The sequence below is a fragment of the Pedobacter sp. genome (assembly GCF_965249885.1).
GTDB lineage: Bacteria > Bacteroidota > Bacteroidia > Sphingobacteriales > Sphingobacteriaceae > Pedobacter.
Genome location: NZ_OZ252254.1, coordinates 663823 through 688396, shown reverse-complemented (window position 1 = coordinate 688396; position 24574 = coordinate 663823). Strand labels below are relative to the sequence as shown.

Sequence of the window (24574 nt, the reverse complement as noted above, 5' to 3'; positions counted from 1 at the left end):
ATAATAAAAAGATATTACTAATGTAACGAAAATGTAGAAATTAAATTATAGTTATTTTAACAAATTTCAGTCATCCCAAAATCCCTATATTTGTTGGCAAAATATAACCTTATGCAAGAAATAAAGAAATATGTTGAGGAGAATAAGCAGCGCTTTTTAGATGAACTTTTTGAGTTGTTGCGTTTTCCATCTGTAAGTGCAGATCCTAAATATAAAAATGATGTGCTACAAACGGCTGATTTTGTTGCGCAAAAATTAAAAGATGCTGGGGCTGATAACGTTGAAGTATGCGCCACCGCTGGTTATCCTATTGTTTATGGTGAAAAAATAATTGATGCAAGTTTACCTACAGTGCTCATATACGGGCACTACGACGTTCAGCCGCCTGATCCATTGGAGCTTTGGAAAACGCCTCCTTTTGAGCCAACAGTACGCGATGGTAAAATTTATGCCCGTGGTGCCTGCGATGATAAAGGTCAGTTTTATATGCACGTTAAGGCATTTGAACTAATGATGCAAACCAACTCCTTAGCCTGTAACGTAAAATTCATGATTGAAGGCGAAGAGGAAGTTGGTTCTTCCAATTTATCTACTTTCGTAAAGGAAAATAAAGAACGCTTGAAAGCTGATGTAGTGCTGATTTCCGATACTTCTATGATCAGTATGGAAAATCCTTCTATTGAAACTGGCTTGCGAGGATTGGCTTACATGGAGGTTGAGGTAGTTGGTCCTAATAGAGATTTGCACTCGGGAGTTTACGGCGGTGCGGTTGCAAATCCTGCTACCATTCTTTGTAAGATGATTGCTTCATTACATGATGAAAACAATCATATCACTATTCCAGGGTTTTACGATAAAGTGGCGGAGTTAACGCAAGCTCAACGCGATGCATTAAATAGTGCACCATTTGACTTAGAGGATTATAAAAAAGACTTAGATATTGCTGAGGAATGGGGCGAAAACGGCTATTCTACGCTAGAACGCACCGGCACTCGCCCTACGTTAGAAGTAAATGGCATTTGGAGTGGATATATTGGTGAAGGGGCAAAAACTGTGTTGCCGAGCAAGGCTAATGCAAAAATATCAATGCGTTTAGTTCCTGATCAACGCTGGAGTGAAATTAGTGATTTATTCACTAAACATTTCGAAAGTATTGCGCCAAAGGGCGTAAAGGTAACTGTTACACCACATCACGGAGGAGAACCAGTAGTTACGCCAACTGATGGAGTGGCGTATTTAGCGGCCGAGAAAGCAATTGAAGAAAGTTTCGGTAAAAAACCTATTCCAACAAGGGGGGGTGGTAGTATCCCGATCGTAGCTTTATTTGAAGATGTTTTAAGTATTAAAACCGTATTATTTGGTTTTGGTTTAGACAGTGATGCTTTGCATTCACCAAATGAGAAATATGATATTTATAACTACTACAAGGGAATTGAAACATTGCCTTTATTCCATAAGTACTTTGCTGAATTAAGTAAATAGTTCAGTTTAAAATTATTTATTAGCCTTTCTGTATTTTACAGAAAGGCTTTTTTTTTGATTTATGTATTGTAGCATTTTATCCTAATTAAAATTAATTTTTATTTCAAAAATCATTTATTTAAATTTCCATTTCTTAAATAAAGTTTCAAATGATAAGTAGTTTGTTTTTATCTGGAAGCCTGAGAACAAAGAAGGTTTTCATTGTGCCAGTACTAGCCTTTTCCATTTTAATAGGCTTAAACACCAAGCGTTTTATAGGTGCATTCTCGAATACGGCAAGTACTTCGGTTGTAAGCGTTGAAGATCGTTATTTTCAGATTGCAGTTTTAGGTGATACACAGTACTACACGGCCGAAAGGCATAACGGTAAGATGGAGATGTTTTACAATCAAATTGATTGGATTACTGCCAATGCCGAAAAGGAGAAAATTGCATACGTAGTGCATGTGGGAGATATTACTGATCATGGAGATAATAAACCTTTAGAATGGGAGCGAGCCAAAGATGCAATGTATCGTTTGGAGCAGCCTAGACCAGGTTTGCCGTTTGGTATTCCTTATGGTGTGGCCGTTGGGAATCACGATGTAAATCCAAATGGTAATCCAAACGGTACTAAAGTGGGCTATACAAAATATTTTGGTCGTAAACACTTTCAAGGCAGACCATATTATGGCGGTGCATATAACAATGATGATGCTAACGACAGTCACTTTGACTTGTTTGAAGCTAATGGTGAGAAATTTATTGTATTGTATTTGGTGTTTAATGATCCAGCGAGGAAAGAGTTTTATGATGTGGCGTTGGAAGAAAAAGTGTACAGTTGGGGCGCTACGGTATTGGCAAATAATGCCGATAGAAAAGCAATTATAGTAAGCCATAGTATGTTGAAGCCAGACACATCTAGCACAAGTAATTACGTGGCTGGCGACGGGGCTAAACCCAAATCAGGAGCGTTTACTAAACAAGGTAAGCGTATTTATGATAAGTTCAAGTATTCTCCCAATGTGTTTATGATGCTTTGCGGTCACGTTAGTGGCGAAGCACTCAAACAGATGACTTTTGAAGGGAGAAAAATCAAAATATTATTAACCGACTATCAGGGAAGAAGAAATCCAAATTATACCGATAAGGACAGGAATGGCGGCAACGGTATCCTTAGGTTAATGCGGTTTAACCAAGACAAACAGGTGCTTAGTGTTAGAACTTTTATTCCAAACCCGAGTGGGATTGTAGAAGAAAACGATGACGATAGTAACTTCAGTATTCCATTGTACCAATAAGCCTTAATTCCAGCAGCCTTATCTATTTGAATTAATAGGCATATGGATGGCTGCTAAGCTTTGTTTTGTAAAAGTTAATATCAAATATGAAAGGTTTTTTTAGAAAAACGATAATTGTCGCCGTCCAAGTGTTTCCTTTGTTGAGTTTTGCTCAGAGCAATGAAATACACGTGCTCAAATTTAAAGATGTTAAAGACGTAAGTACATTTTTTAAGCACAGTACTGTTAACTTTCCAATTGTTAGTGGCCATCGCGGTGGAATGACAAAAGGTTTTCCCGAAAATTCTATGGAAACTTTTTCGAATACGTTAAAATATATGCCTTCGTTTTTTGAGATAGATCCGAGGTTAACTAAGGATAGCGTGGCGGTACTAATGCATGATGCAACCTTAGAGCGTACAACTAATGGTTCTGGGAAGTTGTCCGATTATACCTATGCTCAATTGCAAGATCTTCGATTAAAAGATCCAGAAGGCAATTTAACTAGTGCCAAAATTCCAACTTTAAAAGAAGCTATCTTATGGAGTAAAGGCCGCACCGTGCTAAACTTAGATAAAAAGGATGTTCCATTGGAAATGACTGCACGTATTTTAAAAGAATGCAATAATGAGGCAGTGATGCTTACAGTGCACAATGCGAAGCAGGCGAAATTTTATTTTGATCAAAATCCGAATTGGATGCTTTCTGTTCATATTAAGACAAAAAAGGCCTACGATGAATATGTGAATGCTAACATTAATTGGAAAAATATTATCGCCTATATCGGTCCGGAATTCACTACCGAAAATAAAGAACTGATGCGACTACTTCAAGCAAAGGGAGTGATGGTGATGATTTCGGCTGCACCAACATATGATAAGTTGCTTACTCCAGAAGAAAGGGCTAAAGCGTATGTAGAAATTTTCAAGCAAGGGGCCGATATTTTAGAATCAGATTTGCCAGTAGAGGTAGCAGAGGCCATTAAAGATTTAGTGCCTTTGAAGACGCCTCAGCATAAATATTTAGGAAAATCCAGCTTATAATTTTAAAACGTGATAAGATGTGCTGCTGCATTAGCTTTAGGCAATAATAACCTTTACTCCTTTTTCTTCTAGTTGCTGCACAAATATTTCGGGGGCTTTATCGTCTGTAATAACATAAGATACTTGTTCAAAGCCACAAACCTTTCCGAGGCCACGCTTATCGAATTTTGTACTATCAGCAAGTATTACTACAGTTTGGGCTGTTTCAATCATTTTTTGATCCAAGGCGGCTTCTGTAAGATTTGTAATTGAAAAACCAAAGTCTAAATCAATTCCATCTACTCCTAAAAACAATATACCACAAGAAATTTCTTCTAAAATTTTTTCTGCAAAGTTACCTGCAACCGACGAAGAGTTTGCTCTTATCATGCCACCCAGCTGCAACACTTCTACATTATTTCTATTGCTCAATTCCAGTCCAACCTTTAAAGCAGGGGTAATCACTGTAATATGTTCTGATGGATTTAAAAATCTTGCAATTTCAAAAACTGTAGAGCCAGAGCCAATAGTAATCGAATCTGTATTTTTAATTAGCTTAAGTGCAACCTTCGCAATTCGTTGCTTTTCGTCAGCATTAATCAGTTCTTTTTCGTAAATACTTCTGTCGCTGGCGTAAGGATTTTTAATTGAACCGCCACCCCTTGTTCTAAAAAGAAGATTTTTATCTTCTAGCATTTTTAAATCTTTTCTGATAGTAACGCCTGAAACCTTCATTAAATCTACCAGTTCAATAATGCTCACCTTACCATCTTCCTTTAGCTTTTTGAGGATATACTCGTGTCTATCAGTTATATTTTTCATTTTAATAATAAGTTGTGGCGCTAATATATAGATTTATCATTGCATAAAAAAAGCGCTATACCTAACCTGATATAGCGCTTACATTTGTGTGTGAATCTCTATTTTACTTTGGCATAATCAGCCGAATTTCTTTTCTCAATTTCAGTTTTTGCTGCTCTGAAATTTTTAGTGTTTATAGATGCTAACTCATTAGTAGAGATGGCGTGTAATTGTGTAGCACCATTTAATTTTAATGCTGTTTCGTTGCTCAGTTTGGTGTATAAACTCTCTGTTCTAGAGGTGATATCAGCTTTGGCATCATCTTGTAATATGATTTGTAGATGTTGTGCATTTAGTGTGTTTTTGGTGTTTACTACTGCATTTCCAGAAACATCAATTCTATAAATGTTGGCTACATAAACAGTAACTTTCGCAGTTTCTCCGCTTTTTTTGCCAGACACATAAATGGCGTCATCTGTACTGTAAACTTTGGCTTTTGAAGTGCCTTCGTTAGCGTATAACTTTCTGCTTTCGTAATCTTGTACTAAGGTAACTTCAACATTACCTGTTACGATTAATTTCTTTGGTGCCTGCTGCTCTTCAATTTTTTTATACTTGTAAGAAGAAGCGATAGGGTTTGTTGCATCTTTTGCATTAACTGATGTACTGATGGCTAAGGCTAAAATTCCGATAGCGAATAGCGAAGTGGCTCTTTGTTTCATAATTGATTTGTGTTTTTAGATAAGACGCAAACCTTTCCAAAACGTTGCAAGCATCAACATCAATTTCGACAAACAGTCGTTTTTTTTCGACAAACTCCGAAATATTTCGTAGATAATCTTGTTACATCGTCCAGCTCTCACATTTTTCTAAAAAGAATTCATCTGCCTCTGCACCAATACCAGGTGTGTCTGGCACATCCAACATAAAACCCTCGTAAGTAAGTCCGCCAACTACCGGATCAACTAAGTGTCCCAAAAGGCAGGTATCTAAGTCGAAATAAACGACATTAGGACTTGCTAACGCAAAATGTAAATTGGCAGTTAAGGCTAAACGGCTTTCTAGCATACTGCCGATCATACACTTTACGCCACTTTGTAGCGCTAATTCGTGTATTTTTTGAGCTTCTAAAATACCGCCAGATTTTGCAAATTTGATATTCAAAAAAGTGGTGGATTTAGAGTTGATCAATCTCCTTGCATCATGGTGGTTGTAACAACTTTCGTCAGCCATTAATTTGATAGGCGAATTGGTGTTTAATTCCGGTAGTTTGTCATCAAACCAAGTACGCATAGGTTGTTCGCAAAATTCAATGTCGAATTTTTTGAGTTCTGTTAAAGCAAATAAGGCATCATCAAAACTCCAGCCTTGGTTAGCATCTAAACGCAGTGTAACCTGATTGCCAACTGCTTTTCTAATAGCCGCTACTCTATCAATATCTTCATGTACTTTTTTGCCCAGTTTAATTTTAATAATGTTACAGCCGTTGGCTACATGTTCCTTTGCTTTGCTGGCCATAGCTTCAGGCGTTCCTATGCCTAAAGTCATATCCGTTTCTATGGTGCGTTTTTGACCGCCTAAAAACTGATAGAGCGGCTGGCCAGCGTTTTTTGAAGCAATATCGAATAAAGCCATATCAAAAGCACTTTTTATAGTAGGGTTATGAGCTGCATAACCTAATAAATCATCCATTCTTGCCGGAATATCCAAAGGATCCTTACCTTTTAAAATTTGAGCAAAATCTTTAGCCATTGCTAAACAGGTCTCTTGAGTTTCGCCAACAATCATTGGAAAGGCAGAACATTCACCACTACCATGGATTCCAGCATCCGTAAAAATTCTTACTAATACATTTTGTGCGAAGTGCATAGTACCTGTAGCAATCACAAAAGGTTCCATAGGAATACTAAATCTGTAAATTTCGGTGTGGGTAATGATCATGATATTGCGCTTATATATTTAATGGGTGATATTTACTTGCAAATTTATTTTTCCAGTTCAAACCTGATCTTGCGATAAATCCATGTGTTGAACATTTGCAACTAAAGTATAAAAAACAAAAACTAAATAGAAGCAGCTTTGTAGATAATTTATAATTTTACGAGCTTAAGCTTCGGTTTAAATCTTCTCTTTTATTCAAAAAACAACATCATGCAACAAGCCAATAACCTTATAAATGCTTCGTCTCCGTACCTTTTGCAGCACGCCTACAATCCGGTAGAATGGCATGAGTGGAATGAATCATCACTACAAAAAGCTAAAGCAGAAAATAAGCTGATTATTGTAAGCGTGGGATATTCAGCCTGCCATTGGTGCCATGTAATGGAACATGAGAGTTTCGAAAGTCACGAGGTGGCCGAAGTAATGAATAAGCATTTTGTTTGCATTAAAGTAGATAGGGAAGAACGTCCTGATATTGATCAGATTTACATGATGGCTGTGCAGTTGATGAATGGCAATGGGGGTTGGCCGTTAAATGCCATTTGTTTGCCTGATCAGCGTCCGGTTTACGGTGGTACATATTTTAGGAAGGCAGATTGGATAAATATCCTACTTAACTTAGCGAATTTGTGGGAAAAGGAGCCAGAAAAAGCGGTAAGATATGCGGATAGGCTTACTGAAGGATTGCAGCAAGCAGAGCTAATAGAAGTCGCCAACACTGACCTTACTTTTAATCAACAACAATTAGAGGAAATAGTACAACCTTGGAAACGGAATTTCGACGCTATTGAAGGTGGCTACAATAGAGCGCCTAAATTTCCTCTTCCAAATAATTGGACTTTTTTGCTTAGATACGGTCATTTAAGCAATGATCAATCAGTGATGATGCAGGTAATGACTACTCTAGAAGCGATGGCTACCGGCGGTATTTACGATCAAATTGGAGGTGGTTTTGCGAGATATTCGGTAGATAACCGGTGGCATGTACCGCATTTTGAGAAGATGCTTTACGATAATGCACAATTAGTGAGTTTATACGCTGAAGCCTACCAGTGCTTAAAATTAGAACCGTATGCCCAAGTCATTAGAGAAACTATTGGATGGATTGATAGAGAAATGACGTCGCCGGAAGGGTTGTTTTATGCTGCACTGGATGCCGACAGCGAAGGCGTAGAAGGCAAGTTTTACGTTTGGAGTGCAGAAGAATTTGACAATGTGGTGGGTGAACACCAAGAATTGCTCAGGGCATATTTTGACGTAACCGAAGAGGGTAATTGGGAAGAAGAAAAAGTAAACGTACTAAGACGTTTGCATAATGATGAAGCATTGATAACCGAGCATAAGTTAACTAAAACCACCTTCGACGATATTATCGAAACAGCAAAAAATAAGTTGCTTGCTGTAAGAAATAAGAGAGTTAGACCAGGATTGGATGATAAGTGCCTTACCGCTTGGAATGCTCAAATGATTAAAGGTCTTGTGGATGCTGCACAAGCTTTAGCTGACGATACTTATTACGAAAGAGCCAAAAAAGCAGCGAACTTTATCCTAAATCACTTAGTGGATGAAGATGGAGGTCTGTATCGTAACTACAAAAATGGTAAAGTAAGTATTAACAGCTTTTTGGACGATTATGCCTTTTTGATCGAAGCATTGTTAGCACTTTATGAAGTAGATTTTAATGAAGCTTGGCTAAATGAAGCAAAAGAACTTACCGAATATGTATTGGCAAATTTTGTGGATGAACAAAATAACATGCTGTTCTATACTTCTAACAAAGGAGAGCGTTTAATTGCTCAAAAGCATGAAGTGATGGACAATGTAATTCCTGCATCTAATTCAGTAATGGCGCAAAATCTGCATCGCTTAGGTTTGCTATTTGATTATGAACGCTATTTGCAAACAGCTTCTATAATGTTAAAAGCGGTGCAACCTAGAATTAAGTCGTACGGTTCCGCCTATTCTAATTGGAGCATACAGTTACTTAATGAGGTATATGGCATCAATGAAATTGCTATTGCCGGAAAAGATTTTAGATCGGTAAAACGAGATTTTGATCAGCACTACATCCCTAATAAAATTTACTTGGCTGGATTGAAAAGTAATTTGCCTTTGCTGCAACATAAGCAAAGCAAAGAGACTAAAATTTATGTATGTAAGAATAAAACTTGTCAGCTTCCCGTTGCCACCATTGACGAAGCTTTTGCACATATTTCTTGATTTAGTATTAAAATTTCCAGCTTAAATAAGTAGCCATGTTACTGGCGTTGGTTTTGGGGTCGTAAAGGTATCGAACACCAATAGCTGGTCCCACTCGTACTAAACCCAGTTGGATATCGCCAAAAAAGGAAGTTCTTATTTCCGAAAAGCTTTCCTTTACTTGTTCTAAATCTTTGTTAAAGTCGATATCGGTAATAACGCCGTTTGCACTAACCGTTCTAAGCTTATAGCGCAGTTCGGGAATGGATCTGCGATAAATATCTACGCCTATTAAAGCGCCAATTCCCAAACCAATGTATTTATTGACGTTATAGCGTATTTGCGCTGGAACAGCGTTGATAGTTGTAACTTTAACCCTTTTATAGGCTTGTTTATCTAAAATCTGATAAGCATTATTGTTAATAAGGGTGTCTTTTCTAATTGATGTTTCTGCTGGCAATAAAAAGGTAGCTTCCTTAAATGAATTTAAGTACAATTCTGCTTGCCAATAGTATCTATGAGAGGCATATGGTGATAATGTAGCGCCTAAAACCACATTTTTTTGATTGGTATAATTGGCATTATCTGTTTCAAATGGAAAACCATATCCGATAATTATTCCAGGGGATAGCCCCATTTTAAATTTGCCAGTCGCTCGGTTAGTGTAAATTGGCTCATTCTTGTCAAAAACAATCGCTGCGCCACTTTTTATAGGCAGTTTAGGTGGTTTTTCCTTAAATCTTATTTTGTACTCCACAAAGCCTTGTGTCGAGTCTGCATCGTTAACACCTTTTTGTTGTGTGCCAGGTAAGTAAATATTTGAGAACACAAAATGGACACTATCGCCTTTCATAAAAGTTTTTAAGCAGCTTTGATTGTTATAGGCTGAATCGCAGCTTAAAACTTCGGGCTTTGTTTTAATCACTTTTATCGTGTTTGCGTCAAATACTTCTGCTACGTTTACCCCTACATCTATTTTTTTTGCAGGACCTTTTCCGGTATTTTGAAAGCGCACTTTGTAGGTTAATTCTCGATTCTTCCCAGTTAGCCTATAGTTCATCCTAGTTTTTCGGAGTACCATTTTATTGGGATCATGTGAAGCAACTATTTGTAACTCCAAGGTGAAAAGTTCAGTTTCCACCAAAGGATTGTCTGGAATGAACGCTCCCGAAATTCTGACCACGGCGTTTGTATCTTTTAGCATTTCAGGAGTGGTTTTAAACTGCATGAAAACAAATCGCTCTTCATTTTGCTGCAAGTCATTAAACTTCCAACTTTGTTGATTTTTAAACGCTTTTGCCTGATCTTTCAACAGTACTTTTTCAATTGGCGTTGCAATTCCACCCTCCAAAGAGGCATAATAAATAGGGTCTTTACTTTTGCGGTAAAAGGCATTACCAAGAATTGGTTTTGAGTCGGTTATTTTTTCGTTATTGTAGGTTCTTACCGCCGCAAGTTCAAAGTTTTTTTGATTAAATTCTACATCATTGTACATGATGGATATGGTGCCATTTAAACTTTGCTGGCCATTTTCCCGTTTGTTTCTGTAGCCAAAAACCAACATCATCTCATCTCCGGGTTTAGGCATACAATTAGTTTTCATCTCTAAATTGCCGCCCATTTTAAATAAATTGTAATTGGAAGCGAGCATTGGTTTGGTTACGGCAGGCTTAGGCAAGGCTGGTGGTCTAATAATTGGTTTTGGCCTTGTAGGAGGTCGTTTACCATCATCGTAATTATTCGTTGCAAAAAGTCGTACCAATATGGAATCTCGGCGAGTGTTGTAAATATGATCAGGGCTTTCTTCGAAGCTGAAAGTCCCATCGCCAAACTCCCAAAAATAAGTATAAAAAGGAGCGGGTGCGCCTGCAATTGGGCGTAAAGGCCTTAACTCGCTAGTAAATTTGGTTACGCCATTTTCTGTTTTATGATGGATAACTGCGGGCACGGTATCGCTGGGCAAAACCTGGGCATTCAATTGAATGAATGAATAGCAGCATATTAAAAAAGTACAGATTTTTTTCATGGCTGAATAAATATACTAATAATTATAGGTGTTTGCGCTAGTGATGTTGTAAATTAAAACCTCCTAAAACTTCGCACTCGTGGCACTGAATTTAATACCACGAGTTAGCGAAGCTTTTGTTAAAATTGGGATATTTTAATAATTATTCAAAGATGTAATTACTTGTTGTATGCCCGCTTCGGTGGTTTCAGCAAGTGTTAATGTAACTTGTTGATTAGCGGTAATCGTTGTCTCTTGTTCGGCGTAGTAATATTTACCATCTTTAATTGAAAAAGAGATGTATTTTCCTTGCACTCCAACAGGCATCATGTTCTCATAACTTTTCACTGTATTTGGACCATCAGTGTTATAAAGTTGCGCTACAACATTGCTGCCTTTTGCACAGAAGAATACGAAGGTTTCTCCAGTAAAGCCCATAAATGTGGCAAAGCTCCCCGGATTATTGGCTACAGTAACTTTGGTGGTGGTTTTAGGATTGCTATAGCTGTAAAAAACGTCACAGTTAATCCAGCCTAAATTACCCATTTCGAAATTGTAGAATCCTGCCACTGGATTGCTCTCTCTTTTGATCCCTGCTCCATTCGCATTTTGAGCAGGCGCTTGCCATGCCATTTGATTTACGTTGTCTACTTTTTCTACACCTTCCCAAATTTGGGTTGAGCGGCTGTTAGTTGTTGGTAGTGCTATCTGAATATTTACAGCCAATTGTTTATCTACACTTACGCCGTTAACTGCAGCATTAAGAAAAATGAAACCATCCGACTCCAAAGGGGCGCCGCTGATGTGGTTGGTGTTGGTGCCGCTGAATAATACCTGACTTCTTTTCAAGAACTCACCAGCGGTAATTACTACATTCCCAGTTACTACATTTCCGTTCATTTTAAATGCCCCAGCTGGGATAGAAATTTTTGTTCCTCCTTTTAAAGTGATGTTGTTGGCAACGCTAGCATTAATTTCCAAGCGTTCAGCCTGAGGGCCATAAAGTGCAGTAAACTCCTTTGCGCTATACGCTAGGTTTCTACTGTTTCCATCTTTTTTGCAAGCTTGGAATATGGCACTAAAGGTTAACACCATTGCCAAACCAAATAGTGGTTTAATTAATTTACTTGCTAAGGTATTTTTTAAGTTTAAGGTTTTCATAACATTTGTTTTTAGTTGAGCTTACTCTATTCTGGCTTTTCAGCATTCGCCATTTAATTGCTTTTGCTGATATATAAAGTACGCTTTGAAAATGTTACCCCTCTTTTTGAAAAAAAATTAAATGAACCTGTTTTGGCCAAAGGAATGAGTTAAATGGAGGTAAGTGTGGTGCAGCTGTTGCTTTATGTGGTTCTAAATGGAATCAACTTAACAACTTTCGATTTAATTATTAAAACCAAAGCTTTTAATTTTCCGCAATAAGTTTTAATTTTAAATAAAGCAAATTTAATGACCAAAGGAGTTCATGAAGATCAACGTTATGTAACAGCACTTTTGACTAACGATGTGAGTTTAATTAACGACATTTACAAGAAATGTGCTTCTAAGGTGAAATCGTTTGTGGTTTTTAATAGTGGTAGCGCTGCAGATGCTGCAGACATATTTCAGGAAGCATTGGTAGATATTTATAATCAGGCGAAATATAAAAATTTGCAGCTAAGTTGCCCGTTTGAGCCGTATTTACTTCTGATTTGCAAAAGGAAATGGCTTAATGAATTGAAAAAAAGAGCTGCTAGCCCGGTAACAAAAGTGGACGATAGTTTATTACATATTGGCGAAGATACATTTGCTGAGGCCGAGGCACTTGAACTACAAAAAGAACAGGCTAAAATATTTTTAGCCGCATTTGAAAAATTAGGTGAACGTTGTCAAGAAATTATTAGATGGAGTATGAAAGGCGATGCTCAGGAAAAAGTTGCAGAAGCATTGGGCGTTACCTACGGATATTTAAGGAAAAAGAAGTCGGAATGTATGGCGAGCTTGGTTAAATTAATTGATAAGAAAAATGACTGAGGACAAAATTTTATGGACTGCCAGATACGCTGAAGGTGATTTAAGCGAGGAGGAGACTTTGCAATATGAAGACTTGTTAAGGCACGACCAAGAGTTGAAAGAACATTTGCTTGATTACCATGACGCTCATGGAAGTTTGCGTATGTTCATGGCTTATGACAATGAGCGCAATGCACTTGTTGCAGGTATCAAAGAGCTAAATGATAAGTATTTTATAAGTGAAGCGGAAACCGAGCCTGCTCCAGTTGAAGTAAAAAAAATAAAAACTGTAAAGTTAAGTGGTTATTTACGGTGGGTATCTGGCGTAGCTGCGGTATTAGTGGTTGGTTTGTTGGTATGGTCGCCTTGGAAAGCTGATTTATACGAGCAATACTATGGTACACCAAGTATGTCTGTTACTGAAAGAGGAACTTCAAAAACCGATTTAGATGAAGCGGCAGCGCTTTTCAATGCAAAAAAATATAACGAAGCGAAATTTCTATTAGCAAAACTTCATGCCTCAAATTCATCTAACGCAATAATAACCTATTATTTCGCTATTAGCTTACTAGAAACAGATGAAGTTGCAAAAAGTAGGTTGTTACTGGAAGATTTGTTTCAAGGAGAATCAGTTTATAAAAATGATGCTGCTTATGTAATGGCGATGAGCTACTTAAAGGAAGGTAAAGAGTCAGACGCTAAATTTTGGCTAGAAAAGGTAGCTAACGGCACCGTCCAGTACGAAAAAGCGCAAGAACTTTTAAAGAAGTTGTAGTAAAAAAGGGCAGCCTAAAACGTTAGCATTTGAGGCGTTTTGAGACTTACCCTTTTAACTTATTAATTAATCCTAAATTTACCAGCTACATCCATAGCTGAGTTTCTTTTATCTAGAAGCGGCGTTTAAGCCTGCTTCCATTTCCTGATAAGGCATTTCATATTTTTTTGCTCGGTTAATGGCTAATTGCATCATTTTTTTATAGCCTGAATTATTACCGAGTTGTTTGTTCAAGGAGGCTGCATTTTTGATGATTTCCATGCTGCTGTTTTCATTGATAATAGCATCAGCCCATTGCAATAGCAACTTTCCCATAGTGCCATTTAATTGTTTTTTTGCTGCCATATTATTTGCCAATGCGGTGAAGTGATATTGGTACAGTACTGGATTTTTAATGGCGAACTCAAGATAAGCTGCGGTATCTTTTTTCATCTCTAAATAAAACTTACTACCTAAAGTTTGTAGGTTAATTTTCCATCTATCGGCAGGGAATTTTACTTTGTAACCAGACAGAAATGTTTCAAAATCATTGTCGGAACTAGATGAATTGAGGTTTGCTTGCAACTTCGACAGTAGCGCTTTATCCACCACAGGTTGTAAAACTTCTTCGCCGTACAAGCTGGAGTAAGTGCTATAATCGTTTAAAATTTCTTCAGAAACCTTTTCGTTGGTGCTGCGAGAAATTAGAAATGGCAACAAGCTATTGGTAGCTTTAAAATCTTTAAGTGCATCGCTGTATTCTTTCAAGTTGGTTGCATTGATACCTTTACGTGTTTTGGCAAATTCTAGGTAAAAACCAGGATAGTTTTTTTCATTATATGTAGCGGAATAGCCTGCGTGTATCAAACCTTTATCGCCTTTTGATTTAGCATCGTGTAAAAAAGTGATGAGGTCGCCCGGATCTTTAAATCCAGATACTGAAGCAACTAGATTTCCTTTACTATTCAATACTAAAAAAGTAGGAAAACCATTGAGTATATGCTGCGCTTTGATGGTGTCGCCAAGCTTTTCTGTAAACACATTCACTTTTAGCATTACAAAATTTTTTGTCATTTCTTTACTCACGGCAGTGTTTGGAAACACATCCTTGTCCATTTGTTCGCATGGGATACAGCCAGTAAAATAGGTGTCGATGAAAACCAATTTGTTTTCCTTTTTGGCTTTATTTAATGCTTGATCTAATTCGCTTTGCGCAAAGCTTGATAGGCTTGTAATAAGCGCAATTAATATAATGGTTAGCCTTTTCATTTTTGATAATTAAGGGATTGACTTTAAGGGTTAATGATTTTGAACGAAACTTTATCTTTTGGAAGTTTTTTTAACTCTTCGATTTTTTTCGGGTTTTGAAGCAGCTGCTGGCTGTCAATGCCGTTAATGCTAGTTATTCTTGCACCTTTTGGTATGATGCTCTCGGTATTTGCGCTGTTGACAGTGCCCTGTACTTCCAATTCGCCTTTTAGATTAAACCCTAGCACATAGTTGTGTAGCGAAAAATTCATCGGATAGTTGTAAGTATGATTGGGAACCAAATGGATTTCATTTTTTTTACGGTTGATGGTAAAATTGTAGCGAGAAATGATACCCATGCCGATGGAACCATCAAAGCCGGGGTTCCAGTTTTCATTTTGTCCGCCACCGGCCATTAAGGTAATAGGCATATTTTTGATGGCTGCGGTGTTAGCAAACGAAAAGCTACTGGCGTTACCATTAAAAGTAGGAGAGGCTACACCCATGCTCACCGTTGAGGCTTGGTATGCTGACTGAAAGCCACTGACTAGCAACTTATTCTGTCTTACAAATGGCCTGAAGCAAATTAGATTATAAGATGCTCCAGTATCGAATACGAAGTTTCCAGTATAGGTTTTACCGGCAACAATTTCTACATTACCCGGAATAATAAACAAGCCTGCCGGAACAGTGATTGGCACAATAGTGCCGCCTTTTTCGTAAGTGTATCCATCAAATTCGTACAGGGAAAGTTGATAGTTGTTGAAATCGATCTTGGTAATGTAGCGCTTTGTCATGGTGTTACCAATAATGCCATCCAAGCCTTTATCCATTTGGGGGAAAATAGCAATGCCTTGATTTTGGAGTGCAAAGCCGTTTTCAAAATGCACTTCGTTACCATCAGAAACGTTGATTTGCATGGCACCACCAACTACAGAAGCGTTGTTGCTCCTAGTTACCTTCAGTCCAATGGTATCTGCAAGTTGCTTGCTCAGTGCCATTCCATCAGCTCCGGTATCAAAAAGTAACTTTAATGTTTTACTGCTGCTGTTGATTTTTATTTTTAATACAATAGCGCCGTGTACCATTTCAAATGGGATGGTGGTGACAGCGTTTTGAGCATTTGAATTAACGAAAAATAAGAGCAAAGCAATGGCTAGGTGCGTTGTTTTTAGCACTTTAATCATGAGAAAAAGTTTTGCAAAAGAGTTGATTTAAGCCCTACGAATTTCGTAAGGCTTTGGGGTAAAATGTTTATTTAGCGGCTTCGGCTAGTAAAAGTTCCTTTAATTTAGGGTTAGATGGACGAGGCGCATCAACATTAACTATCTTGCCATTTTTATCGAACACTAAAAAGCGAGGAATGGTATTTACTTTGTAGTATTTCGAAAATTCGTTGTTTTGCCCAGCGTAAAGTTGCATGCCTCCCAAACCTTCATCTTTGATCATTTTTAGCCACTTCTCTTTGTCTTTATCTGCATCTGTAGATATACTTACAATTTGAACCGGCTGGCCTTCCATATCTTTTTCCAACTGTTTTAAGTGAGGGAACTCAGCTCTGCAAGGACCACACCAAGTAGCCCAGACATCAACTAAAACAACTTTGCCCTTTAAACTAGCAAAAGAAACCTCCTTTCCATCCTTATCAGCATAGGCAAATTGTAAGCCATCGGTTCCGGGTTTGTAAGTTAACAGTGGTGATAGAAGGGAATTTTCTTTTTCTTGTTGAGATTTAGTTACGATGTACTTTCCAAATTGATTTGTAATAGCCTTAAAATCATCATAGCTTTTGTACCGCGTTAGATTTTCCAGCACCAAATCTCCTTTTAGTGTATCATTGGGTACATAAGATGCAAATAACGCTAAACCGTCAGCACCTGGCTTGTAGGCTTTTTTATCCTGGCGCATATTGATGCTGATTAGCGCCGTAAGTGTGCGCAATCCGTAAGGGTAACTGTAAACTTTTTGGGTGGTTTTCGCTATTTCATTTGCTTTAATTGTGCCGTAAAAATCACTGTACTCGTCTAAACTTGGATGTGCAGAGCGTGGCGTATTGATGAAATTGGTTGCATAGCTGATCAAATCCAATTGCATAATGTCTTTGATCTGTTTATCAAACTTAGGATTGCCAGTGGCTTTTCCGTTTAAAAAGGTTTTCGATTTAGCTACAATGCTTTCCTGTTGCGGGAAATAATCCATAAATGTGCTTTGTACCTTCATGAAATTAATCGCCTTTTGATATAGCGGACTAGTCAAATCTTTCCATTGTTTCAGCACAATATTTTCTTTTGAATTGAGCTTTCCATTTAAGGTATAAGAGGTGTCGCTTAAAGTAATGTCAAGTTGCTCGCCGCCCTTAAAATAAAACAGGTGATTATCATTTGGGGAAAGTTCATTGCCAGTTCCAACTACGTAAATGCCCTCATATTCTGGATAAAACAGAAAACCGAATTTCTTTTTTTGTGGCGATGCATTGGCAATTTCTACTGTTTTACCTTCCACCACTTTAAACAGTTTTACCTGCTTTGGATAGCTTGTGTTTAGCGCTCCTTTGATTTCTACCGGCGCTTGAGCGTGTAAAGTACCTGCAAAAGCAAAAGCTAATGCGGTATTTAAAATAAGTTTAAAATTCATTTGTGTGGTGTTTATTACCTGCTAGGCATGCTAGCAGGTAAGGTGATTTGATTATCTTTCTCTGTAAGTTAGGCTCTTGATTCTTCCAAAACCTGTGTACGATTTATCTAAAACTAGATCTCCGTTTACGCTAGGCACTACGTAAATGTTTAAGCTGCCTTCAGTTCCATCATTTTTTGCTGGATCGTATAGTCCCACCATTAACTTGTTGCCGTCTTTATATTTAGTGGTACTTTTGAATTCATGGAAATTGAGGTACGATATTTTTTTACTGCCAAAATCAACCATTAGTTTAGTGGTTTTATACACCATATCGTATTGATACAATTTTGATCCTACGGTATAAAAAATATAACCAAACTCTGGGCTTACCGCATAAAACTCTGCGTTGGTGAAATCGGTTGCCGTAATTTCTGCATAATAAGATTGTGCGTTGTTAGCAGGATTAAATCGAGCTAAGTACCTCTTTCCATTAGCTGGATCTTTCAACACAGCGAACACTTCCCCTCCATTGAACGAAACCCAACGCATGTAAACCAAATCCATTCCTGTGCTAAAGCTGAATAGTTTCTGCGCACCTGTAGGGTCGGGTAGGGTAGTGCTGGTAGCCGCAGTTCCGCTGTGCCTAACAAAGCGTCTGTTGGTTTTATCGTAAAATATGGTTACTCCCGTTGATGAGGTATGGTTGCCAGCAATAAATGGAGCTACATCGAAGCCTCTTTGCTCTGCATTGATATAGTTAATCGGTGCCGAATAGTAGATGTTCTGTACCCTTTCGTAATAGTAAGCGTTGTTTTTTCCAATCATGTACGAGGCATTACCACTCCTTTGTTGAATTACATCAGCATAGAAGCCCTGCGGCACATCGCCAAACATTTCATAGGATAGTCCCATGGTTTTAGTCCATTTGAAGCTATTAGGATCAACCTTGGTAGTACCTTGGTCTGTTCCAAAATATAAGCCGTAGCTAATGGCGTCAGGTCCTATCAATAAACCAGTACTATAAGTGTAGGTCATTACGGGTTTGCCTTCCAGTTTCAATGCAGAGCCAGTGGTGGCTAATAAATCAATTATCAAATCGAAACCATTGTTAGCGTTTAAGGATAACATATCCACACGAGCTTTGCCATTAGCCTCGTTCATCATGATCCAGCCTTCATTAATCTCGTTTACTACTTTTAGCGTGAATTTGTTGGAATATTTCACTCCAGTAGCTTTATCCGTAATGGCGTAAAACGCTTGGTAAGTTCCCGCCACCACTTGCATTACCATATCAAGGTTTTTTGTATTGGCAAGTGTAAAAAGCTTTTGTCCACCCAAACCATTTGACCCAATATAGGTCCATTCGTAAGTGTATTTATTTTCGTCGAAATTCGGATCTAGCGTAAACTTAACCTCGGGTACAACTTTTATAGCTTTGCCGTATACTGCAGATATTTCGGCGGGTAAGCCGTTGATTTCTTGAAGCTGGTTTATTGCTACATATTCGTAGTTGCCAATGTCTTTCTTGCAGGATATTACTGCAAAAACGCAAAGCATCAATAAAAGCGAATGATTTATTTTCAGTTTCATAACTTTAATTGTAAGGTTTGACTTATTGTACTGATGCTCCCATGATCATTTCAGAGCCATCATCTTCATATACTGTTTTACCTGCGGCTTTTTGATCATTTAGGTAACGCTGCATGAATTTGCCATAAGCTGTACTTTCAGCTATGGATACAGACGTATCCAAATAAGCCGGTTCTATGCCTAAAATCTCGGCCATTAAAAGCAGCTTTTTACGTGTAAAGACTCCGAAATAAGTATCCAGCCATCTGCCTGGTTTTTTAATGATGTCGTTTACAAACCATCGGTAATTAATTAGCGATATTTTTTTATTGCTGGAAGTAAGAATTTTATATCTCATTTCTGTCGAAAAATGCTCGTTTTCCTTTAAATCAAAGCTTAATAAAAATGTTTTTGCTTGCAAATCTGCTGTTCTAAAGAATTTGATTTTAACGGTATCTGCCAATTTATTTTTCTTGATCGCAAAGTTGGAGTTGAGGATTTGATAATGTGTGCCGGCGATGGCATCTGAACTAGGGTTTACTACCAGTGTGTAAGGCCTATCTATTTCCGATTTAGCACCTACAGCAGTTACTATCATATTTACAATGGAGTCTTTAGCCTTGGCTAAACTAAAAGACATGATAGTGGAGTCTCTTAATACTTCTCCTGTAAATGCCGGTAGTCTTCCAGCTTCATTAAAGTAAACTGTAGGTTTGCCTTCGTATTTCTGTAGTTCTTTTTCGCAGCTTACAAACGTGGTTAGTGCTGCTAATCCCAAAATATTTAAAATTAGTTTTCTCATTATTTTAAGGTTTTTGGTTAACGATATAGTGCTTCTGACTGAGGCATGGGAACTGCATAATTCACGGTAACATTTCCACTTGAGGCAGCTCCATTAGGTATCGAAGTAATATTTCTTCGTTTGTAATAGTAGAATAGCTGTCCTTCGCCAAAAAATTCCTTTTGATATTCTTTTTGTAATTCGGTATTTACATTGACTGTGGTTGTTAAAGCCGTTAACCCGCGGTTAGCTCGAACTATGTTTAGGTATGCGATACCATCGGCAGCAATAGGTTCTGCTTCGGCAGCTATCAAATAAACTTCGCTAATTTTCACCAACGGTATTGTAAACCTAAAAAGCTTGTCCTTATCTATCACATCCGCATATTTGTAAAAAGTTTTATAAGCTTTTACACCAGTTGTTGGAATCTGCCAATTCAAGTTAAAACGATAATCGTTCTCATTACTTTCGTAAACCGTATTCAATCTGGCAGTAATTGGCGCTAAAATGTTCGCATCAGAAACCCCTGGATCAAAAAGCGCCAAATAACGGGCATACAGCTGCGTGTTCGTAATGCCAAACATCATTTCTGTAGTAAATACGCGGTCTGGATTTTGTTTTTCGCTTAGTGCATTGGTTGCAGTGGTCCAAGGAAAAACGTTAGCAACGGCAATTACATCTTTGGCGTATTTTAAGGCATTAACTTTGTCGCCGCGGTATAAAAATACCCTCGCTTTAAGTGCTTTTACAGCATAGTAATTTAGCCTATAGTTTCTGTTGTTCTTTAGAAAATCAACTGATGCATTTAGTGGTGCGGTATTTACTCCGGCAGTTACAATTTCATCTTCGGTTAACAAGCTTTCAGCTGTATTTAAATCATTAATCACTTTTTGTAAAAAATCATTAGCGGGCAGCAATGGATTAACACTTGATTTGGAACTTTCGTAATAGGGCAAGCTTAGCTTTACAGAATCGGCGGTGCTATATCTTGGTCCGTACAAACGCATGATGTCGAAATGTAGAAATGCCCTCATAGCAGTAGCCTCGCCTTTGTATATTTTTTCGGTTTTGGCGTCCAGCACTCCAGGGTATTTGGCTAAATTTTCTAAAAATGTATTGACGTTCAGAATGGTAGCATAGGAATTAGTCCAAATATTTTCCAATCTCGATTGAGTAGGATTATCCGTGTAAGCATAGCTAGCTATTTTGGTAAGGCTATGTGTGGATGATATATTGTAGCGCTGTGCTAAAATTTCGATGGTAGATAAGGTTAAGTTATCACCATAGAGGTTATTGTTTGATAAGTTGATGTATAGCCCATTTAGTACTGTTTTAATTCCTTGTTTAGTGGAAAAGAGCTGCGTTTCCAAAACCTTGTCTTCCGGTTGTACATCTAAAAATTTCTTACAAGAGGATAAGATGCCAATGGTAGCAATTAGTAAGGCCATTATTTTAATAAAATTTCTTTTCATGTTTGTAATGGTTTAAAATGATGCTCGCAATGAAAAAGATACTGTTCGTGCAAATGGATAATCGATACCACGTTCTCTTCTAATGGTTGATAAGTAAAGGAAATCGTTGGCAAGTGCGTTGATCATTAACGATTGCATACCCATTTTTTTCAACCAAGGCTGTTTGTCGAAAGTGTAGCCAATGTTTAATGATTCGCTGCTAAGCGTATTTTCTTTTTGCACAAAACGTGATGATATTGGAGTGGTTGCAGTTTGCGATATGCCTTTAAACTGGGAAATGTCTCCGGGGCTTTTCCATCTGTCATAAAGTGCTCGCTTGTCTTGATTGTTAGCGATGCTGGTGAAGCTGATATTTTCTACTTTGTTGAATAAGGCATTATTGAAAACATCACCACCTAAGCGATAACGGAAACCAACAGCGAAGTTGAAACCTTTATAGCGTACACCAGTTGAAATTACACCCTCTGCAAAAGGCACAGTATTGCCTACATTTGAGATGTTTGCGGTGGTATAATCATAACTGTATTGGCCATCTTTCGTTAAAAACACTTCTCGGCCGTTGGCAGGGTCAATCCCTAGCGATTTGATAGCCCAAATGGCTTCGGCACTGTTTCCATCAATATAACGTACCAAAGTTTTGTCGTTTTCCTGCTGTTTATTCAGCGTGCTTAGAATGTTTCCAAAACCTGCATATCTGCTTTTATAACTTGAAGCGGTTAAACCAATGTTCCAAGTGATACCTTTCGCTAAATTATAGATAGGAAAGAAGGTCAATTTAGTCTCCATCCCTTGATAAGTTAAACTGCCGATATTATAGGGATACTTGAATACACCCGTTGAGGACGGTAGATCTACCGGTACAATAAGTGGATTGGTTTTTTTATCATAAGCGTTGATGTAACCTACGAATCTGCCTTTAAATAAGTTGAAATCTAGCGATGTACTAATCTGTCGGGTTTTTTGTGGCGCCAGATTTGGGTTGCCTAAAATGTCTAAACTTACGCCCTGGCCAAATTGATTGTAGTTGGTATTACTGTTGTAACTGTAAATAGAAACAGAGCTGATGTTGGCAAAATTTTGATTTCCGGTAATGCCGATATTTCCGGTAAGCCTAAGTGAATTGATCCAGCTTTTATTCTTAATAAAGTTTTCGTTGTGCAAATTCCAACCCAAACCGAACGAATAATATGGAGAAAACTGCTTGTTGCGGCCATACGCTGTTGAACCATCAATACGGTAAACAAAATCAAAAAGATATTTATTTTCGAAAGAATAGTTAGCGGAAACTGCGGAGTTTAGCGAGCGATAAATACCGCTTGATGCAATTGGCGCACCATTTAATAAGTACGAGTAGGCAAATCTCGGATTACCTAAGCTTCCTTCTGGAAAACCTTCAGCCACAGTTCTGTATGCGCTAGCGTTATTTTCTGAGATGGTATTACGCCAATTGGCCGTAATGCTGTGCTTTTTAATTGTTTTGGAAAAGGTCAACATTAAATTGCCCTGGTATGAGAAGTTATCAGTTCTATCGTCTGTATATTTTCCTTTTCTTAATACTGGAACATCTAAAAACATGCCCATTTCTGGAGAATTATACACCTTAGCTATCGTGCTACCCTTGGTAATTTGGAGTGCTCCCGTTAGTCTAAAAAGTTTGCTAATGTCGTAATTGGCATTTAGGTTATTTTGCACCTCAACATTTTTTGAATTGTTGTATTGGGCTTGCATCGCATCAAACAACGGATTGGTCACGTACAGATTAGAGCCTATGCTATTTGCTTGCCTACTTACTTCCAAATAGCGGTTATCATAATTTTTTTCGAAATAAGGGTTCGCATTAACATAGTTAGAAAACGAACCATAGTTTGACTCTGAAGTTTTGTTTCCTCTAATGTAAGTGATGTTGTTAATGTTGATTTTGTTTTTGCGGTAAGATAAATTGATGCTACCACTGTAGCTGTCTCTTCCCGAACCAATCATGGCACCTTTACCTGTGCGGTAGTTCATCCCAACATTGTAGGTAAAGTTATTGTCGCCACCAGAAGCGTTGATAGATGAGTTGGTAGAATATCCATTTTGCAATGGTTCGCTCAGCCAATAGCTGTCAACACCACGCTTAACAGCCGCTAAATGGGAGGAGTAAAGGTTGTCTAAATAAACAACCAAAGCTGGGTTGGATTCATCACCTTTATACCTGCCTGATAAACGCTCAAACTCCAGTTTTTCAGCGGCGTTCATCATGTTGTAAGCCGTTAGATCGGGCATTTCTAATCTGAAATCTTGGGTATAGGTAAATCTTAATTCGCCAGGTTTCGGTTTTACTGTTTCAATTACAATTACACCGTTAGATGCTTGCGAGCCGTATAAGGCTGTGGATGCGGCATCTTTTAATATGGTAACCGATGCTACGCGGTTCATGTCCAAATCTACAATGGTTTGTAAAGAGGTTGGGAAGCCGTCCAATACAAATAGTGGTTGGTTAGGATCGTTACCAAACTGATCTCGTAAAGTTGCGCTTGGAATGCTACTTTTTCCGCGTACTTCAATCACCGGCATTACATTGGGATTGGAACCAGCCAGGTTATTCTCAATTACTAAAAAAGCTGGATCAACGGTACGTAAAGCTTGGATCACGTTGTTGTTGCTGATTGCTTTCAGGTCGTCGCCGCTAAAAGTTGCCGTAGTACCGGTAAAGCTATCTTTATTTCTGTTGATGCCGGTACCCGTAATTACCACATCTTTCATGGTGGTTTCTTTCTCTTTTAGTTTGATGAGTAGCGGCATTTTTTTGTCTTTCAGTAGCACTTCTTGGGTTTCATAGCCAATGAAGCTTACAATCAATGTTTGATCATCAGCTGCCGAAATCATGAAATTACCATTGCCGTCGCTGATGGCGATAGGTGCGGTGGGCATACCTTTAACCCTAATGGATGCGCCCGGGATAGCACCGCCTTTCTCGTCGGTAACTTTGCCGGTAACAGTTTTTTGCTGCACTAAGACAGTGTTGGGCTGACTGTTGTATCTCAAAACAATTGCTTTTTGATCGATAGTATAGCTTAGCGGCTGATCTTTAAAGGCAATTTTTAATACTTCTTCTACCGGTACATTTTTTACGCTGATAGATACTGGTTTGGTATTCTTCAACATTATGTTACTGTAAAAAAAATCATAGCCGCTTTGTTTTCTGATTTTGTGCAGAATGCTTTCAAGCGAAGCAGATTTTTCATTGATGGTAATTTGAGCAAAGCTAGCCGCACTGCTTTGTAGAATTACCGTTGTTAAGATGATTAAGGTCAGTTTCAATTTTAACAGAATTCTGGCATGTAAACGACCATCACGACCGTTTTTAAATGTCATGTGAAAATTCATACATTTGTTTGTGTTTAGGTGTTGTTAGTTAGTTAAGTCAAAATTTCAGACAGTAGCCTAAATT

18 protein-coding genes are annotated in these 24574 nt (G+C 38.0%); 6 read left to right on the top strand and 12 right to left on the bottom strand.

What is annotated here, in order from left to right; translation table 11 throughout:
• The first annotated feature begins 111 nt into the window (after window positions 1-111).
• The 3 genes from ACY2A0_RS02885 (at window position 112) to ACY2A0_RS02875 (ending at window position 3784) form a co-directional block, all read left to right on the top strand.
• Window positions 112-1482 carry a dipeptidase gene (locus ACY2A0_RS02885; protein WP_461788105.1) on the top strand — a complete coding sequence of 457 codons (1371 nt, stop codon included), beginning with the start codon at window positions 112-114 and terminating at the stop codon, window positions 1480-1482.
• Between the two features lie 149 nt (window positions 1483-1631).
• Entirely contained in the window at window positions 1632-2762 is a 1131-nt protein-coding gene (locus ACY2A0_RS02880; protein WP_461788104.1) for a metallophosphoesterase, read from the top strand.
• A gap of 86 nt (window positions 2763-2848) precedes the next feature.
• Window positions 2849-3784: a glycerophosphodiester phosphodiesterase family protein gene (locus ACY2A0_RS02875; protein WP_461788103.1), complete on the top strand. Its 936-nt coding sequence runs from the start codon at window positions 2849-2851 to the stop codon at window positions 3782-3784.
• Between the two features lie 36 nt (window positions 3785-3820).
• Here the strand turns inward: ACY2A0_RS02875 and ACY2A0_RS02870 are convergent, their stop codons facing one another.
• The 3 genes from ACY2A0_RS02870 to ACY2A0_RS02860 all read right to left on the bottom strand — a co-directional run bounded on the left by ACY2A0_RS02870 (window position 3821) and on the right by ACY2A0_RS02860 (window position 6505).
• The gene (locus ACY2A0_RS02870) at window positions 3821-4585 is read right to left on the bottom strand and encodes a DeoR/GlpR family DNA-binding transcription regulator (RefSeq protein WP_461788102.1); all 765 of its coding nucleotides are present in this window, start codon (window positions 4583-4585) and stop codon (window positions 3821-3823) included.
• A 98-nt stretch (window positions 4586-4683) separates the two neighbouring features.
• The gene (locus tag ACY2A0_RS02865; RefSeq protein ID WP_461788101.1) at window positions 4684-5286 is read right to left on the bottom strand and encodes a GIN domain-containing protein; all 603 of its coding nucleotides are present in this window, start codon (window positions 5284-5286) and stop codon (window positions 4684-4686) included.
• Window positions 5287-5407: 121 nt separating this feature from the next.
• Window positions 5408-6505, bottom strand: a complete 1098-nt coding sequence (locus ACY2A0_RS02860) for a mandelate racemase/muconate lactonizing enzyme family protein (protein ID WP_461788100.1) — start codon at window positions 6503-6505, stop codon at window positions 5408-5410.
• Between the two features lie 210 nt (window positions 6506-6715).
• Between ACY2A0_RS02860 and ACY2A0_RS02855 the strand changes: the two genes are divergently transcribed.
• Entirely contained in the window at window positions 6716-8725 is a 2010-nt protein-coding gene (locus ACY2A0_RS02855) for a thioredoxin domain-containing protein (RefSeq protein ID WP_461788099.1), read from the top strand.
• 7 nt (window positions 8726-8732) lie between these two features.
• On the opposite strand, the gene ACY2A0_RS02850 is transcribed toward ACY2A0_RS02855, so the two are convergent.
• Window positions 8733-10730, bottom strand: a complete 1998-nt coding sequence (locus tag ACY2A0_RS02850) for a DUF7849 domain-containing protein (protein ID WP_461791242.1) — start codon at window positions 10728-10730, stop codon at window positions 8733-8735.
• A 135-nt stretch (window positions 10731-10865) separates the two neighbouring features.
• Window positions 10866-11870: a hypothetical protein gene (locus ACY2A0_RS02845; RefSeq protein ID WP_461788097.1), complete on the bottom strand. Its 1005-nt coding sequence runs from the start codon at window positions 11868-11870 to the stop codon at window positions 10866-10868.
• Between the two features lie 288 nt (window positions 11871-12158).
• Between ACY2A0_RS02845 and ACY2A0_RS02840 the strand changes: the two genes are divergently transcribed.
• On the top strand, window positions 12159-12722 hold the full coding sequence (locus ACY2A0_RS02840; RefSeq protein WP_461788096.1) for an RNA polymerase sigma factor: 564 nt from the start codon (window positions 12159-12161) through the stop codon (window positions 12720-12722).
• A complete protein-coding gene (locus tag ACY2A0_RS02835) occupies window positions 12715-13476 on the top strand; it encodes a hypothetical protein (protein WP_461788095.1) in 762 nt (253 codons plus the stop codon). The genes ACY2A0_RS02840 and ACY2A0_RS02835 overlap by 8 nt, the downstream gene beginning before the upstream one ends.
• A 108-nt stretch (window positions 13477-13584) precedes the next feature.
• Here ACY2A0_RS02835 and ACY2A0_RS02830 read toward each other — a convergent pair whose 3' ends face one another.
• The 7 genes from ACY2A0_RS02830 to ACY2A0_RS02800 form a co-directional block, all read right to left on the bottom strand.
• The gene (locus ACY2A0_RS02830; protein WP_461791241.1) at window positions 13585-14724 is read right to left on the bottom strand and encodes a thioredoxin family protein; all 1140 of its coding nucleotides are present in this window, start codon (window positions 14722-14724) and stop codon (window positions 13585-13587) included.
• Window positions 14725-14747: 23 nt separating this feature from the next.
• Entirely contained in the window at window positions 14748-15890 is a 1143-nt protein-coding gene (locus ACY2A0_RS02825; protein WP_461788093.1) for a retropepsin-like aspartic protease, read from the bottom strand.
• Between the two features lie 67 nt (window positions 15891-15957).
• Window positions 15958-17337, bottom strand: coding sequence for a TlpA family protein disulfide reductase (locus tag ACY2A0_RS02820; protein ID WP_461788092.1), 1380 nt, complete (start codon window positions 17335-17337; stop codon window positions 15958-15960).
• 51 nt (window positions 17338-17388) lie between these two features.
• Window positions 17389-18909 carry a PKD-like family lipoprotein gene (locus ACY2A0_RS02815; protein WP_461788091.1) on the bottom strand — a complete coding sequence of 507 codons (1521 nt, stop codon included), beginning with the start codon at window positions 18907-18909 and terminating at the stop codon, window positions 17389-17391.
• Between the two features lie 22 nt (window positions 18910-18931).
• A complete protein-coding gene (locus ACY2A0_RS02810) occupies window positions 18932-19690 on the bottom strand; it encodes a DUF4843 domain-containing protein (protein WP_461788090.1) in 759 nt (252 codons plus the stop codon).
• 17 nt (window positions 19691-19707) lie between these two features.
• Window positions 19708-21141, bottom strand: coding sequence for a RagB/SusD family nutrient uptake outer membrane protein (locus tag ACY2A0_RS02805; RefSeq protein ID WP_461788089.1), 1434 nt, complete (start codon window positions 21139-21141; stop codon window positions 19708-19710).
• Between the two features lie 12 nt (window positions 21142-21153).
• Complete coding sequence (locus ACY2A0_RS02800) at window positions 21154-24510, bottom strand: SusC/RagA family TonB-linked outer membrane protein (protein ID WP_461788088.1); 3357 nt, start codon at window positions 24508-24510, stop codon at window positions 21154-21156.
• Window positions 24511-24574 lie beyond the last annotated feature (64 nt).

What these genes read in the sequence shown, in the direction of transcription:
- ACY2A0_RS02845 (WP_461788097.1), bottom strand. Translation starts at nt 11,870, where the DNA reads ATGAAAACCTTAAACTTAAAAAATACCTTAGCAAGTAAATTAATTAAA.
- ACY2A0_RS02880 (WP_461788104.1), top strand. Translation starts at nt 1,632, where the DNA reads ATGATAAGTAGTTTGTTTTTATCTGGAAGCCTGAGAACAAAGAAGGTT.
- ACY2A0_RS02805 (WP_461788089.1), bottom strand. Translation starts at nt 21,141, where the DNA reads ATGAAAAGAAATTTTATTAAAATAATGGCCTTACTAATTGCTACCATT.
- ACY2A0_RS02820 (WP_461788092.1), bottom strand. Translation starts at nt 17,337, where the DNA reads ATGAATTTTAAACTTATTTTAAATACCGCATTAGCTTTTGCTTTTGCA.
- ACY2A0_RS02830 (WP_461791241.1), bottom strand. Translation starts at nt 14,724, where the DNA reads ATGAAAAGGCTAACCATTATATTAATTGCGCTTATTACAAGCCTATCA.
- ACY2A0_RS02850 (WP_461791242.1), bottom strand. Translation starts at nt 10,730, where the DNA reads ATGAAAAAAATCTGTACTTTTTTAATATGCTGCTATTCATTCATTCAA.
- ACY2A0_RS02855 (WP_461788099.1), top strand. Translation starts at nt 6,716, where the DNA reads ATGCAACAAGCCAATAACCTTATAAATGCTTCGTCTCCGTACCTTTTG.
- ACY2A0_RS02870 (WP_461788102.1), bottom strand. Translation starts at nt 4,585, where the DNA reads ATGAAAAATATAACTGATAGACACGAGTATATCCTCAAAAAGCTAAAG.
- ACY2A0_RS02800 (WP_461788088.1), bottom strand. Translation starts at nt 24,510, where the DNA reads ATGAATTTTCACATGACATTTAAAAACGGTCGTGATGGTCGTTTACAT.
- ACY2A0_RS02810 (WP_461788090.1), bottom strand. Translation starts at nt 19,690, where the DNA reads ATGAGAAAACTAATTTTAAATATTTTGGGATTAGCAGCACTAACCACG.
- ACY2A0_RS02825 (WP_461788093.1), bottom strand. Translation starts at nt 15,890, where the DNA reads ATGATTAAAGTGCTAAAAACAACGCACCTAGCCATTGCTTTGCTCTTA.
- ACY2A0_RS02865 (WP_461788101.1), bottom strand. Translation starts at nt 5,286, where the DNA reads ATGAAACAAAGAGCCACTTCGCTATTCGCTATCGGAATTTTAGCCTTA.
- ACY2A0_RS02840 (WP_461788096.1), top strand. Translation starts at nt 12,159, where the DNA reads ATGACCAAAGGAGTTCATGAAGATCAACGTTATGTAACAGCACTTTTG.
- ACY2A0_RS02875 (WP_461788103.1), top strand. Translation starts at nt 2,849, where the DNA reads ATGAAAGGTTTTTTTAGAAAAACGATAATTGTCGCCGTCCAAGTGTTT.
- ACY2A0_RS02815 (WP_461788091.1), bottom strand. Translation starts at nt 18,909, where the DNA reads ATGAAACTGAAAATAAATCATTCGCTTTTATTGATGCTTTGCGTTTTT.
- ACY2A0_RS02885 (WP_461788105.1), top strand. Translation starts at nt 112, where the DNA reads ATGCAAGAAATAAAGAAATATGTTGAGGAGAATAAGCAGCGCTTTTTA.
- ACY2A0_RS02835 (WP_461788095.1), top strand. Translation starts at nt 12,715, where the DNA reads ATGACTGAGGACAAAATTTTATGGACTGCCAGATACGCTGAAGGTGAT.
- ACY2A0_RS02860 (WP_461788100.1), bottom strand. Translation starts at nt 6,505, where the DNA reads ATGATCATTACCCACACCGAAATTTACAGATTTAGTATTCCTATGGAA.